Raw genomic sequence first — 14,666 nt, forward strand, 5'->3', positions numbered from 1 at the left:
AACTTATCCTGTAAAATGGTATAATAGTCTCTAACGTATTTTGAGAATACAATAATTGACCGTATGAGGAGAAGAACATGATTTCAGTTATCGTGCCTTGTTTTAATGAAGAAGAGGCAATTCCCTATTTTTACGATGCTATGGAGAAAGTTCGTAAGGAGATGGGGGAACAATTTGAGTATATTTTTGTCAATGATGGTTCAAAGGATAGGACATTAATGGTTTTACGCCAATTTTCTGGTCAAGACCGAGCTGTTCGCTATCTTTCCTTTTCAAGGAATTTCGGGAAAGAAGCTGCTCTCTATGCAGGTCTACAAGCTGCGCAAGGTGAGCTAGTGACTGTCATGGATGTTGATTTGCAAGATCCACCTGAAATGTTGATGGAAATGAAGGCTATGTTGGATGGAAATCCGGATTTAGATTGCGTTGGAACCCGTCGTGTCAGTCGTGATGGTGAGCCACCGATTCGTAGCTTTTTTGCGAAATTATTCTACAAATTGATGAATAAAATCAGCCAGGTCGAGGTAGTAGACGGTGCCCGTGATTTCCGTCTCATGCGTCGTCACATGGTAGATGCTATTCTATCTGTGTCTGAATACAATCGCTTTTCAAAAGGAATTTTTGCCTGGGTTGGATTCGAGACAGAATACTTGCCATATGAAAATGTTGAGAGGGTCGCTGGTGAAACTAGTTGGTCTTTCTGGAAATTGCTTTCTTATTCTATTGAAGGAATCATCAATTTTTCAGATACACCTTTGAATATTGCCTCCTATACAGGTTTCTTCACCTTCCTGTTGTCGCTAGTTCTAATGGTTTTTGTGGTTTTCAAAACCTTGGTGTTCGGAGATCCTACAATTGGCTGGCCGTCGACTATTTGTATCATCCTATTTTTGGGAGGTCTGCAGTTGATGACCATTGGTATTCTCGGTAAATATTTGGCAAAAGTTTTCTTGGAAACGAAGAAACGTCCGATTTATATTGTTAAAGAGAAAAGTTCAAACTAGGAGCAGTTTATGGAACATTCAGCTTGGCACGAATTGATAAAGGCGCAGTTGCCAGAGCATTATTTTGGTAAAATAAATCAGTTTTTAGATCATGTTTATGCTGGTGGAACCATTTATCCGCCTCGTGAGAAGGTATTTGCTGCCATTCAAACAACGAATTTGGAAGAGGTTAAAGTAGTTATTCTGGGACAGGATCCCTATCACGGACCTGGTCAGGCACAGGGCTTGTCGTTTTCTGTTCCGAACTCGGTACCAGCTCCGCCATCTCTTCAAAACATCTTAAAAGAATTGACGGATGATATTGGCGTCAAACAAGATCATGATTTGACAGCCTGGGCGGAACAAGGTGTGCTTTTGCTCAATGCTTGTTTAACTGTTCCAGCAGGTCAGGCAAATGGACATGCAGGGCAAATTTGGGAGCCTTTTACGGACGCTGTTATTAAGGTGGTCAATAGCTTAGACCAGCCTGTCGTCTATATTCTTTGGGGTGCTTATGCTCGCAAGAAAAAGGCGTTGATAACCAATCCAAAACATCTGGTTATCGAATCTGCTCATCCAAGCCCTCTTTCAGCCTATCGAGGTTTCTTTGGAAGCAAGCCCTTCTCACAAGCAAATGCCTACTTGACTTCACAAGGCAGAACAGGAATTGATTGGCTGCGATAGTAGATAGTAATGGCTTTGGTACTACAAAGGAGAATATGAATGTTATTAGTGAAAAATGGTCGAGTATTGGATCCGCAATCCGGTTTAGACAAGGTTTGCGACATCTTGATGGACGGAAGTAAGATTGTTAAGATTGCGGAGTCTATTTCAGAAGATGTTGAGCAAGAAGTGATTGATGCGACAGGATTAGTCGTTGCTCCTGGTTTGGTCGATGTTCATGTGCATTTTCGGGAGCCAGGTCAGACCCATAAAGAAGATATTCATACAGGAGCTCTTTCTGCAGCAGCGGGTGGTTTTACTTCTGTTGTCATGATGGCAAACACTAATCCGACGATTTCAAATGTTGAAACCTTAAAAGAAGTATTGGATTCCGCTAAAAAAGAAGCTATTCACATTTATAGTGTGGCAACCATTACAGATCATTTCGATGGGCAAAACCTGACCGATTTTCCTGCTTTGCTAGAAGCTGGAGCGGTGGCCTTTTCGGACGACGGTATTCCTTTGACAAATGCTGGCGTGGTTAGAAAAGCTATGAAATTAGCCAAAGAGCAGGGCTGTCTCATCAGTCTGCATGAAGAAGACCCTGACCTGAATGGTGTCTTGGGACTAAACGAGCAAGTAGCTGAAAAACATTTTCATGTTTGTGGAGCAACTGGCGTAGCAGAATACAGCATGGTCGCTCGCGATGTCATGATTGCCTATGAAACGGGTGCGCGTGTTCATATCCAGCATCTATCCAAAGCCGAGTCGGTCAAGGTGGTTGAATTTGTTCAAGGTCTCGGAGCAAACGTCACGGCAGAAGTAGCACCCCAACATTTTTCACGAACTGAGGACTTACTTCTAACAAAAGGTGCCAATGCTAAGATGAACCCTCCACTACGATTAGAAAGTGATCGCTTGGCTGTGATTGATGGGTTGAAATCTGGTGTTATCTCTGTCATTGCGACGGACCATGCTCCTCATCACGCAGATGAGAAAAATATAGAAGATCTCACAAAGGCCCCATCAGGAATGACAGGCTTGGAAACCTCGCTTTCACTTGGTTTGACGCATCTGGTAGAAGAAGGGCATCTGACACTCGTGCAATTGTTGGAGAAAATGACGATTAATCCAGCCAAGCTCTATGGTCTTGATGCTGGCTATCTTGCTGAAAATGGCCCAGCTGATCTTGTTATTTTTGACCCAAATGCAAATCGGTTGGTCACAGCGGATTTTGCCTCGAAGTCTGCTAATTCTCCGTTTGTTGGTGATAGTCTGAAAGGACAGGTCCTTTACACCATTGCAAATGGACAAATAGTATTTGGTAAATAGGAAATGAGCGGATTAGATAGCTAATTCGCTTATTTCGAACCTTTTTGACATGTAAGCGATTTTAATGTTTTTGTTTTTTGTTAAAAAGTGTATAATAGTACTATAAGTAACACCAAAGGAAGGTTAATTTATGAAAAAGAAAGATTTATTGTTGCCTGTAATGTCCACACTCTTGTTGGCTCCATTTGTTTTAGCTCAACAAGTACAAGCTGCTGAGACAACGACTGCAGCTACCACAACCAATCAGCCAGCAACGACTGATGCAACTGCTACGGTACCAGCAACGTCAGTTGAAAACGTAGCAACGGAGGAAACTGTTGTCCCTGCTGCAGAAGAAACAGTAGAGGCAGTCATTATCCACACAAACGACGTTCACGGTCGCATTCTTGAAGAAAAGAATGTCATCGGTGACGCTAAGGCTGCGGCAGTCATTGAAGAAGAACGTGCCAAAGTAGAGAATACAATTGTAGTAGATGCTGGTGATGCCTTCCAAGGACTTCCAATTTCCAACTCTACAAAAGGTGAAGACCGCGCCAATATCATGAACCAAGTCGGCTATGATGCAATGGCTGTTGGTAACCATGAATTTGACTTTGGGATGGATCAAGCAATCAAGTACAAGGAAACCTTGAACTTCCCGCTATTGAGTGCTAACACTTACGTTAATGGCGCTCGTGTTTTTGAAGCTTCAACTATCGTCGATAAAACTCCAACTGTTGTAGGTGATGAATTTGTAGTTATCGGTGTAACAACACCTGAAACTGCTACAAAAACCCATCCGAAAAATGTTGAGGGAGTAACATTTACCGACCCAGTCACAGAAGTCAATAAAGTGATTGACGAAGTGGAAGCACGTGCTCTAGCAGATAACCGTGTTTACAAGAACTATATCATTCTAGCTCACCTAGGTGTCGATTCTACAACGCCTGTTGAATGGAGAGGTTCAACTCTAGCTGAAGCACTTTCTAAAAATAGTAAATTAGCTGGTAAACGTGTTATTGTTATCGATGGTCATTCCCACACGGTAGAAGCGACTACCTATGGAGATAACGTTACTTATAATCAAACAGGCTCTTACTTGAACAATATCGGTAAAGTAACCTTGAAATCTGATAAATTATTGGGTGAAGCTAGTTTGATTTCTGCCGCGGATACTAAAAATGTGACGCCAAATGCTAAAATCGCAGCCTTGGTTGATGAAATTAAAGCAAAATATGAAGCTGAAAATGCTCAAGTAGTTATTGAAAATAACCCCGTGGAATTAAACGGAGACCGCTCAAACGTGCGTGTTCGTGAAACCAACTTGGGGAATGCAGTGACAGATGCAATCTATGCCTATGGTCAAACAGGATTTTCAAACAAAACTAGCCTTGCTGTGACTAACGGTGGTGGTCTACGTGCAACAATTGCTAAAGATCAGCCTGTTACAAAAGGTGATATTATTGCAGTCTTGCCATTTGGTAACATTGTTTCTCAAATCACTGTGACTGGTCAGCAAATTTATGATATGTTTACCAAGTCTTTATCATCTACATTGCAAGTGAATCCAGAAACTGGCGAGATGCTTTTAGATGGAAATGGTATGCCACTCTTTGAAGCTAGTGGTGGATTCCTACACATTTCAGGAGCAAATGTATTCTACGATCCAACTCTTCCTGTAGAAGAACGTGTTCTTCTTATCGGTATTCTTAATCCAGAGACTGGCGAATATGACGCCTTGGATCTTGAAAAAACGTACTATTTAGCAACAAATGACTTCCTTGCTGCTGGTGGTGATGGCTACACAATGCTTGGCGGAGCACGTGAAGAAGGTCCTTCAATGGACAGCGTCTTTGCTGAATACCTAAAGACAGCTGACTTATCAGCTTATGAGGTTGTCAACCCATATTCACGTATCATTCCTGTAAATTCAAGCATTGATACGGATGAAGATGGCTACCCAGACTTTATCGAGATTTTATTGGATACTGATCCAGAAAATCCAGCATCAAATCCAGAAACTGTTCCAGCCGAAAATACAGATTCACCATCTAATCAAGTACAAAATACTTCAGCAACGGATAAGAAGGTCCCAGTTGATTCTCCGAAAGTAGGAGATAAAAAACCAGACGTAGCAAGTCCAGTAAAAACTACAAAAGCAGGAGTCTTGCCAAATACTGGTGACCAGATGAATCTGACGCTCAGCCTGTTTGGTTTAGGTCTTGCAGGACTGGCCATGGCAGTAGGTCGTAGAAAAGAAAATTAATCAATCATCTGAAAACAGGGTCTTCGGACTCTGTTTTTGACTGGAGGAAACATGCAAACTGTATTTCAATATCAAAAAGAGGGGGATCGTGAGCAGATTAGTTCTTATGTTCTGCTTAGCAACTCCCCACGTCGTAAACAATTATTGGGATTTTTACAACCACAAATCGCATCAGTTGAAGTGGATGAGCGTGGTATCGAAGAACATTTTATGAAACAATTCGCTACAGATGATTTTCTCACTCGAGCTGCAAAAACCTGTTGTGAAATTTCCAAAGCCAAATCGGACATGGATTTGGTAACTGGCCATCTCTACATTTCTGCGGATACAATCGTCGTGTCAGATGGGAAAATTTTTAACAAACCTCAAGATTTGACAGAAGCTGAAACCATGTTATGTTCCTATTTTGGAAAGAGCCATCACGTTGTAACATCTGTCTGCCTACGGACAAGTCACTCACTGGATGTTTTTTATACGGTTGCACAGATTGATTTTGTCGACTATTATCCAGCCTTGGAAGAAGCGATTCAGTCCTATATCCATGATAAACAACCACTCGACAAGGCAGGTGCATACGGTATTCAGGAGCTTGACCCACGCTTTGTAGCAGGTATTTCTGGGGATGTTCACACCATTATTGGTCTACCTGTAGCAGAAGTTTCGCGCAGGATTTTTGGGAGTGGGAAAAAAGAGTTCGTCAAACAAGTCTTTATTTCTAGTTGTTGAGCTGAAACAGTCTATTCCCAGACTGTTTCACTCCCACCCCCGCACAGCTCAAACTGTCTGGGAGACAGTTTGAGGTTGGAGATAGAGCGAACTTTGTTCGCAACAGTCGTAACGGTCAGATTTGGAGTGTGAAACGCGAACAAATCTGCCAATCAACCACTGCGCTGAGATGTTGACACTAACCTTATTAAGTGATGCTATAATTTAGCTCAGCATTTTGAAAAATAGCAGAGCTCAATAGCTAGTTTGTGGTATAATAGTGGTCGAAAAGGAGAGTTTATGACCGTCGACATTGAAAGATACAAGCAATTGGCCCAGCAGAAGCAAGGAGAACATCGAAAATTTCTAGCAAATTTGAAGAAAAAAGCACCTAAAAATTTGGATAGAATTGTTCAAGATATTCATGCCGAAGTATTTTCTGAAATCGACTGTACAGAGTGTGCCAACTGTTGTAAAACGTTGGGACCGCTCTTTACAGAAGCAGATATTACCCGAATTGCCAAGCATTTGCGCATGAAACTTCCAGTTTTTGAGGACATGTACTTGCGTGTGGATGAGGACGGAGATAAGGTATTTCAATCCATGCCCTGTCCCTTCCTTGGAGGCGATAATCTATGTAGTATCTATGATGCTCGTCCCAAAGCCTGTCGAGAATTTCCGCATACTGACCGCAAGAAGATTTATCAAATCAACAATTTAACAATAAAAAATACTCTGATTTGTCCCGCAGCCTATCTCTTTGTCGAAAAGTTACGTGAAAGAATTTAAGAGGAACAAGAAAGACAAAATATTGATTTTCTGCTATAATAATAAAAAACAAAGCCGTTTTTACGGCTTTTTTCAATGAATTATATTTAGGAGGACCCCATGGCAACAATTCAATGGTTTCCGGGCCACATGTCAAAAGCTCGCAGGCAGGTGCAGGAGAACATCAAGCACGTTGATTTCGTGACTATTTTGGTCGATGCCCGCTTGCCCCTATCCAGCCAAAATCCTATGCTGACCAAGATTGTTGGCGACAAGCCCAAGCTCATGATTCTCAACAAGGTCGATTTGGCTGACCCTGTTCGTACCAAAGAATGGCAGAGCTACTTTGAAGGTCAAGGCATCCGTACCCTTGCCATCAACTCAAAAGAGCAAGCGACGGTGAAAAAGGTGACCGACGCAGCCAAGAGTTTGATGAAAGACAAGATTGAACGCCTCCGCGAAAGAGGAATTCAAAAAGAAACTCTGCGGACCATGATTATCGGTATTCCAAACGCTGGCAAGTCTACCCTTATGAACCGTCTGGCTGGAAAGAAAATTGCCGTTGTCGGTAACAAACCAGGTGTGACCAAGGGCCAACAGTGGCTCAAGTCGAACAAGGACCTTGAAATCCTTGATACACCAGGTATTCTCTGGCCTAAATTTGAGGACCAGGAAGTTGGACTTAAGTTGGCTCTGACTGGTGCGATTAAGGACCAGCTCTTGCCTATGGACGAGGTCACTATTTTTGGTTTGGACTATTTCAAGGCCAACTATCCAGAACGCCTACAAGAGCGGTTCAAGGGCATGGATTTGGAGCAGGAAACGCCTGAACTCATTATGGACTGGACCAAGAAATTGGGCTTCCGTGATGATTATGACCGTTTCTATAGTCTATTTGTCAAGGACGTTCGAGACGGGCGTTTGGGCACCTATACATTGGATAAGGTGAGTGACTTAGATGGCAACGATTAAGGAAGTGACTGCTCTGCTGGCTCAGGTGGACAGTCTAGATAGTCCTGTCTGGTCAGAGTTGGCTCAGGACGTGCGAGCAGGGGTCCAGGCTGCCATCAAGAAACGCCAAAAGGAGTTGGAAAAAGAAGCAGCAGAAGACGCACGCTTAGAAGCTATGCTATGTTACGAAAAAGCCCTTTATGAAAATGGTGTGGAGTTAATCGCTGGGATAGACGAAGTCGGCCGGGGGCCTCTAGCAGGTCCTGTGGTGGCTGCGGCGGTTATCTTGCCCAAAGGGTTCAAAATCCGCTACCTCAACGACTCCAAGAAAATCCCCAAGTCCAAGCACGAGGCCATTTACCAAGAGGTCATGGAACGAGCGGTGGCAGTCGGTGTGGGGATAAAAGATGCAGCTGTCATCGATCAGGTCAACATCTACGAGGCGACCAAGTTAGCCATGCTGGAGGCTTTAGGGCAGTTGAGCCAAAAACCAGACCACTTGTTAATCGATGCTATGAAGTTGGACACCTCCATACCGCAAACCTCTATCATCAAGGGGGATGCCAACAGTCTGTCTATCGCAGCGGCCTCTATCGTGGCCAAGGTGACGCGGGACAAGATGATGGCGGATTATGACAAGGAGTTCTCAGGCTACGGCTTCGCCAAGAATGCTGGTTATGGAACGGCAGAGCATTTGGAAGGCTTGAACAAGCAAGGCATCACGCCCATTCACCGCAAAACCTTTGAGCCCATTAAGTCTATGGTAGCAGGGGGAAACTAGTCTTGACAGTCTTTTTCTGCTTATTTTTAGCGGCTATCGGTTTGTTTGCTCTCGTCTATTTCTGGGAGCGGCGGTCGATTTTTATCTCACTGTTTGCCTTGAACATCCTTGTCTGGTCCTTGGCATGGATAATCTCAACAGGCATTCTCGAAAACAATGAAATCTTGCGCTTGCTGGCTATAGCCGTGGCTATGGTGCTTTTTTTAGCCTTGTTAAGTGGTCCATTTGTCCTGCTTTTCACGCTTTATCTAAATGGCTTTCAGATTTTGAAGAGAGAAGGGGTTCGATTCCATAATTTCCTATCCATGGGACTGGCGATCGCCCTGACTTTCTATCTCTTCATCGCTCCCTTTGTGGTTCAATCCCTTTCAGGCATCAGCTTTTTCAACATGTTGTTCGTCTACGTTGGTTTTTTGGTGTCCTATGCCATTATCATCAGCATGCTCTATACCACGTCTAGCTTTGTCAACTTGGTCAATCTTTTCCCAGGCAAGCTTGATTATGTGGTGGTCTTAGGTGCTGGCTTGATTGGTGACAAGGTAACACCACTTTTGGCTTCGCGGATTGAAAAAGGCATAGCGATCTACAAGAAACATCCTGGCAGCAAGCTCATCATGTCAGGCGGACAGGGGCCTGATGAACTCTTGGCAGAGGGACAGGCTATGGCTAACTATGCCTTGGAACAGGGGATTCCTGCGGAAGATATTGTGATAGAAAACCAATCAACCAATACCGAGGAAAACTTGAAATTTTCCTATGCCCTGATGAAACCTGGTGGTCGCTTTGCCCTTGTAACCAATTACTATCACGTTTTCAGAGCTCTGCTATTGGCACGACAATTGAAAATCAAATGTATCGGCTACGGCGCAAAAACCAGATTTTACTTTAGCCTTAATGCCTTCATTCGGGAATTTGTTGGCTATGTGGTCATGAGCCGAAAGGCGCATTTGGTATTTTTGAGCATCGTGTCAGCCCTTTATCTGATTGGAGTGATCATCAGTTTAATGCATTAAAAAACAGCCTCTAGGTTTCTAGAAGCTGTTTTCTTATAACATAAAGTAGACAATGGCGATATATTGAAGTGCTGAAGCTAGTAGGATAAAGAGATGCCAAATCATATGGAAATAAGGCTTTTTCTTGGCGTAGAAGAGGGCTCCAATAGTATAAGATAAACCACCAGCCAGCATCAAAATTCCGAAAACAAGTCCAGTCTTTTGCAGAATAGCTGGCAAGATAAAGACAACCAACCAGCCCATAAAGAGATAGAGAAATAGGCTGAATTTTTCATTGATATTTTTGGCGAAAATTTTATAGAGAATGCCAAAAATAGTTAATCCCCATTGTAAACCAACAATTAGATACCCCAACCAACCACCGACCAAGGATAGGGCAACAGGTGTGTAGCTTCCAGCGATAGCAATGTAAATCATGCTGTGGTCGATAATCCTTAGGATGTATTTGTGAGTAGAATCGTAGGGCATGGAGTGGTAGATGGAGGAGGATAGGAACATGAGAAAGAGGCTGATGACAAAGATAGTCATGCCGACCACAGCAGTCACGTTATAATCTTGAAAAGAATGGATAGCAGTAATGGGGAGTAAGACCAACATAAGCAGGGCTCCGACTGCATGGGTGACACTGTTAGCAACCTCCTCTCCAAAGGATAGTTTCAGGCTCAATTTCAAACTAGGATTCATAGTGACTCCTTTCTAACTCCATAGTGAGTTGACGGGTTTTGTAATATAGTTTAACAGACTGGCAGGCATAACGAATGATTTCAGGCGTTTCATCGCTCTCCTCGTTTCGCATACAGTCAACAAAATGATTGTATAAGGTTTCAGAGTTGTTCGAGTGGAGAAGAAGATTTAAGGTCTGACTGATTTCTTGAATGGAAAAGACATTTTTTAAGATAGTCAAGGCTATCAAGCGGGCAACTTGCTGTTTTTGATATTTTTTCTTAACAGGTTTCTCAATCTGTTTGTGTTTAACGTAATTATTGATCATTGCAGCAGTTAATACCCTTCGAAAATCAACATTATCCCTTGTCAACTTGCCTTGATGAACCCCAGTCCTATCATCAGCTTCATTTCCTAGGCTACTGTTGATTTTCATTGAGTATAAACTCTTCTGTTCAAGGCTTTCCTGAGAGTTGACTACTTGATTAACATACAGCAGAACTTGGTCCAAATACAAATCTAGATCAGGTAATTCATGCCAGTAGGGGATGGTCTGTTTCATGATTGTATACTCTCTTTTATCTAGTATTGACAACTAGATTGTATGATATTGTTTATATAATGTCAAATAAAAACCTTCTGTAACAAGTAAATACAGAAGGTCTGGTTATTATGGAAGGATAAGATTTTCAGGTAGTGCCATCTTGTAAAGGGAGTAAGCCCCATCTAGATTTTTTACTTTAAAGCCCTTTTCTTTTAAGAGCCGTTCAGCTATATAAGAACGAAGTCCACTATGACAGCTGACAATGTATTCTTTTGAAGTGTCTAGTTCTCCTAGCCGCTCACGGAGTTGGTCCAGAGGAATATGGATGAATTCTTTGAATTGCCCATTTGCGACCTCACCAGGATTGCGGACGTCTAACAAGATTTTGCCGTTTGCTAGCTCCTCGTCTAGTTGGTGCCATTGGACATTTTGACTGATGCCTTCTGCGATGTTCATGGCAGCATATCCAATCATATTGACAGGATCTTTGGCTGAACCAAATGGTGGGGCGTAGGTCAATTCTAGTTCTGGCAAATCTTCAATCGTAAGTCCAGCCTTGATGGCAGTGGCAAGGACATCAATCCGCTTATCAATACCTTTTTGACCGACTGTCTGTGCACCAAAGATTTTTCCGTCAATAGGAGAAAAAATCAGTTTCAGAACAATATCAGTCGCACCAGGATAGTAACCAGCATGGTCCTTTCCAGTTGTATGAACGACGGCATATTCATAACCGAGTGATTGAACGGTACGTTCGATTAAACCAGTTGATGCTGCCACTAAATCAAAGACTTTGACGATAGCAGTACCGATTGAGCCTCTGTTAGTGCGAGCGAATCCAGCAATGACATCAGCTACCTGTCTTCCCTGACGGTTAGCAGGAGAGGCCAATGAAATCAAGGTATCCTGTCCTGTTATTTCTTGTTTAACTACAATGGCATCACCAACGGCGTAGATATTATCTTTATTGGTCTGATAGTTTTGGTCTACGAGTATTCCACCTCGAAGTCCTAGCTTGATTCCAGCATTTTTAGCCAGTTGACTATCGGGAGCAACACCAACTGATAAAATAGTTACATCAGATGATAGGGTCTGTCCATTAGAAAGTTCGACTACTTGACCCTTTTCACGAAAAGCAGTGACAGACTGCCCTGTGATTACTTTGACACCTTTACTTGTTAGCTCTGCTTCAACAAAACGTGCCATTTCCAAGTCAAAAGTAGGTAATACATGAGGAGCCTGTTCGACAAGAGTGACTTTTAAGCCTTTTAAGGCAAGATTTTCAGTCATTTCTAGACCGATAAATCCTGCACCGATAACAACTGCGTGACCAGACTTGATTTGGTCTAGCTTGGTCATTATCTTGTCTAAATCAGGTACGTTCCGAAGTGTGAAGAGATTTTCAGCTTCTTCAATTCCCTTTAAATTTGGGATGACAGGTTTGGCACCTGGTGATAGGATTAGTTTGTCGTAGCTTTCAATGATGTCACCGTTTGGAGTATTCACTGTAACAGTCTGCTTGTCAGCATTGATACTAATGACTTCATGGAAAGGGCGGACATCTAGATTAAAGCGTTTTTTCAAACTTTCTGGCGTTTGGAGTAATAAGCTATCATGCTCTGCTATTTCCCCAGAAATATGATAAGGTAAACCGCAGTTGGCAAAGGAAACGTATGGTCCTTTTTCAAACACAATGATTTCAGCATCTTCCATGAGACGACGCAGACGAGTAGCAGCAGACATACCGCCAGCAACCCCACCGACAATAACAATTTTCATTTAAACCTCCTAAATAATATCTCCAGTCCAGGCATTCATACCGCCTTGAACATTGACCGCTTGATAGCCTTGAGATGTTAAGTAATCTGTCGCCCGTTGGCTACGCATACCTGATTGACAGATGATCAGATAGTGTTTGTTTTTATCACCTTTAAATTGGTCGATTTGACTTAATGGCTGGTTGATAGCTTCTGGAATGTGACCACTGGCAAATTCATCAACTTCACGGACGTCCAACAATTTGGTGTTTTTATCTTCCAATACTTTTGGCAAATCTTGTAAAGATAAACTTTCTTTTTGCTTTAAAATTGTAGATAATATCTGTTTCAACATAAATACCTCTTTCATACCCCTAGGGGTATTTTAAATATAGCAGATGATAACGCTGATTGTCAAGTTTTAGAATTGACATTTTATGAAACAAGCAGTACCATATAGGGTATGAATACAGAGAAGAAAAAGATGATAAATCGTTTGAAACGTGCAGAAGGTCAGCTCCGTGGCATTCAAAAAATGATTGAAGAAGAGCAAGAGTGTATCGATATTGTGATGCAGCTGAGTGCAGTTCGTTCCAGTATCAACAGTATGATGGGAATGGTCATTGCTCAAAAAGTTCAAGATTGCATTGAACACCCTTCCGATAATCCCGAGGAACAAGAGGCACGGCTAGCAGAAGCTATTAATTTGATTATAAAAAAATAGGAGTAGGGCTATGTTAACAGAAAGAGAAAAGATGATAGCTGGGCAATTTTATATAGCTGCCGATCCAGAACTTAGACAAATGAGAACGCTGGCTCGCCAAAAGATGCGGGACTTCAATAATGAATTAGATGGCTCTATACGTTCTCAAATCTTGAAAAACTGGTTTGGAGCTACAGGAGAGCAGATTTACATGGAGCCAAATTTCTACTGTGATTACGGAAGTAACATTCATGTCGGAGAGGATTTTTATGCTAATTTCAACTGTACTATGCTCGATGTCTGTCCGATACGAATCGGGAAAAATGCTATGCTTGGTCCCAATGTGCAATTGTTGACTCCATTACATCCTTTAGATCCCGATGAAAGAAATTCAGGAAAAGAATATGGCGCACCTATTACCATTGGTGATAATTTCTGGGCTGGTGGTGGTGTGACAATCTTACCAGGCGTGACCTTGGGGGACAATGTCGTTGTTGGTGCTGGTGCTGTTGTAACCAAGTCTTTTGGTGATAATGTCGTTTTAGCAGGAAATCCTGCGCGTGTGATTAAAGAAATACCTCAAAAATAATTCTCCCATTTGGGAGAATTTTTTCTTTCCATTACGAACAATAAGAATGAGGTGAAGTAAATGAATAATTTTGAATTGTTTAAATGGAAAAAAGCTGGTTTGACCAATCTTAATATTAATAAAGTTTTGGCCTATCAAGAAAAACATGGTAAAAAATTGACCTTACGTAATGTCGCTGTAGTGTCTGAATGTAAAAATCCAGTGCTATTTATGGAAAATTATAAGAATCTAGATACAAAAGCCTGTCGCGAGGAATTTAATAAGTATCCATCATTTTCAATTTTAGATGATATCTATCCTTTGGCGCTCAAACAGATTTACAATCCACCTGTACTTTTGTTTTATCAAGGGGATTTAGAATTACTAGAAAAATCAAAGCTGGCAGTTGTTGGTACACGAAATGCCAGTAAAAATGGTATCCAATCTGTTCAGAAAATTATCAAGGAATTGAGCAATCGTTTTGTCATTGTCAGTGGTTTGGCAAGAGGAATTGATACGGCTGCCCACATCGCCAGTTTGAAAAATGGAGGCCAAACCATTGCTGTAATTGGGACAGGTTTGGATAAGGTCTATCCCAAAGAAAACAAGGACTTGCAGACCTACATTGGCAAACACCATCTGGTGCTGACAGAGTATGAAGCTGGTGCTCAGCCACTCAAATACCATTTCCCAGAACGTAACCGCATCATTGCTGGGTTGGTAGAAGGTCTGGTGGTCTGTGAGGCAAAAATGCGGTCTGGTAGCTTGATTACCTGCGAACGTGCCTTGGAAGAAGGAAGGGAAGTCTATGCTATTCCAGGTTCCATTATGGACGGAAAATCAGATGGTTGTCATCATCTGATTCAAGAGGGGGCAAAGTGCATTACATCAGGCTTGGACATCATTTCTGAGTATAAATTTTAAAACAAGTCTTCCTATAGGAAAATAAATATCTTGACACTGACTGAAAAATAGTATATTCTTTGTGAG

16 protein-coding genes are annotated in these 14,666 nt (G+C 42.1%); 12 read left to right on the plus strand and 4 right to left on the minus strand.

The window, feature by feature from the left end; translation table 11 throughout:
• The first annotated feature begins 77 nt into the window (after positions 1-77).
• The 9 genes from ODU39_RS02875 (at position 78) to ODU39_RS02915 (ending at position 9,441) form a co-directional block, all read left to right on the plus strand.
• Complete coding sequence (locus ODU39_RS02875) at positions 78-1,004, plus strand: glycosyltransferase family 2 protein (RefSeq protein ID WP_253221293.1); 927 nt, start codon at positions 78-80, stop codon at positions 1,002-1,004.
• Positions 1,005-1,013: 9 nt separating this feature from the next.
• Positions 1,014-1,667, plus strand: coding sequence for a uracil-DNA glycosylase (locus ODU39_RS02880; protein ID WP_398579905.1), 654 nt, complete (start codon positions 1,014-1,016; stop codon positions 1,665-1,667).
• Positions 1,668-1,706: 39 nt separating this feature from the next.
• Positions 1,707-2,978: a dihydroorotase gene (locus tag ODU39_RS02885; protein ID WP_398579904.1), complete on the plus strand. Its 1,272-nt coding sequence runs from the start codon at positions 1,707-1,709 to the stop codon at positions 2,976-2,978.
• Between the two features lie 130 nt (positions 2,979-3,108).
• A complete protein-coding gene (gene nt5e, locus ODU39_RS02890; RefSeq protein ID WP_398579903.1) occupies positions 3,109-5,223 on the plus strand; it encodes a cell surface ecto-5'-nucleotidase Nt5e in 2,115 nt (704 codons plus the stop codon).
• 51 nt (positions 5,224-5,274) lie between these two features.
• Positions 5,275-5,949: a Maf family protein gene (locus ODU39_RS02895; protein ID WP_398579902.1), complete on the plus strand. Its 675-nt coding sequence runs from the start codon at positions 5,275-5,277 to the stop codon at positions 5,947-5,949.
• 279 nt (positions 5,950-6,228) lie between these two features.
• Positions 6,229-6,717, plus strand: a complete 489-nt coding sequence (locus ODU39_RS02900) for a YkgJ family cysteine cluster protein (RefSeq protein ID WP_002936504.1) — start codon at positions 6,229-6,231, stop codon at positions 6,715-6,717.
• Between the two features lie 99 nt (positions 6,718-6,816).
• A complete protein-coding gene (ylqF, locus tag ODU39_RS02905) occupies positions 6,817-7,668 on the plus strand; it encodes a ribosome biogenesis GTPase YlqF (protein ID WP_044762865.1) in 852 nt (283 codons plus the stop codon).
• Positions 7,655-8,428, plus strand: a complete 774-nt coding sequence (locus ODU39_RS02910; protein WP_172080318.1) for a ribonuclease HII — start codon at positions 7,655-7,657, stop codon at positions 8,426-8,428. The genes ylqF and ODU39_RS02910 overlap by 14 nt, the downstream gene beginning before the upstream one ends.
• A 2-nt stretch (positions 8,429-8,430) precedes the next feature.
• The gene (locus tag ODU39_RS02915; protein ID WP_398579901.1) at positions 8,431-9,441 is read left to right on the plus strand and encodes a YdcF family protein; all 1,011 of its coding nucleotides are present in this window, start codon (positions 8,431-8,433) and stop codon (positions 9,439-9,441) included.
• A 33-nt stretch (positions 9,442-9,474) separates the two neighbouring features.
• Here ODU39_RS02915 and ODU39_RS02920 read toward each other — a convergent pair whose 3' ends face one another.
• The 4 genes from ODU39_RS02920 to ODU39_RS02935 all read right to left on the minus strand — a co-directional run bounded on the left by ODU39_RS02920 (position 9,475) and on the right by ODU39_RS02935 (position 12,760).
• Positions 9,475-10,125: a hemolysin III family protein gene (locus ODU39_RS02920; RefSeq protein ID WP_398579900.1), complete on the minus strand. Its 651-nt coding sequence runs from the start codon at positions 10,123-10,125 to the stop codon at positions 9,475-9,477.
• Complete coding sequence (locus ODU39_RS02925) at positions 10,115-10,666, minus strand: DUF1836 domain-containing protein (RefSeq protein WP_398579899.1); 552 nt, start codon at positions 10,664-10,666, stop codon at positions 10,115-10,117. The genes ODU39_RS02920 and ODU39_RS02925 overlap by 11 nt, the downstream gene beginning before the upstream one ends.
• Before the next feature lie 108 nt (positions 10,667-10,774).
• Positions 10,775-12,427, minus strand: a complete 1,653-nt coding sequence (locus ODU39_RS02930) for an FAD-dependent oxidoreductase (protein ID WP_398579898.1) — start codon at positions 12,425-12,427, stop codon at positions 10,775-10,777.
• A gap of 9 nt (positions 12,428-12,436) precedes the next feature.
• Positions 12,437-12,760, minus strand: coding sequence for a rhodanese-like domain-containing protein (locus ODU39_RS02935; RefSeq protein WP_105120912.1), 324 nt, complete (start codon positions 12,758-12,760; stop codon positions 12,437-12,439).
• 108 nt (positions 12,761-12,868) lie between these two features.
• On the opposite strand from ODU39_RS02935, the gene ODU39_RS02940 reads away from it, so the two are divergent.
• From ODU39_RS02940 to dprA, 3 genes are read left to right on the plus strand one after another with little or no spacing between them, the layout of a single operon-like run.
• A complete protein-coding gene (locus ODU39_RS02940) occupies positions 12,869-13,129 on the plus strand; it encodes a metal-sensitive transcriptional regulator (RefSeq protein ID WP_044762876.1) in 261 nt (86 codons plus the stop codon).
• 10 nt (positions 13,130-13,139) lie between these two features.
• Positions 13,140-13,697: a sugar O-acetyltransferase gene (locus tag ODU39_RS02945; RefSeq protein ID WP_398579897.1), complete on the plus strand. Its 558-nt coding sequence runs from the start codon at positions 13,140-13,142 to the stop codon at positions 13,695-13,697.
• 60 nt (positions 13,698-13,757) lie between these two features.
• Positions 13,758-14,600 (plus strand): DNA-processing protein DprA, encoded by an 843-nt coding sequence (gene dprA, locus ODU39_RS02950; protein ID WP_105257682.1) that lies wholly within the window; start codon positions 13,758-13,760, stop codon positions 14,598-14,600.
• Positions 14,601-14,666 lie beyond the last annotated feature (66 nt).

Source organism: Streptococcus sp. 2021WUSS126, from assembly GCF_044427255.1.
Classification (GTDB): Bacteria; Bacillota; Bacilli; order Lactobacillales; family Streptococcaceae; genus Streptococcus; species Streptococcus hashimotonensis.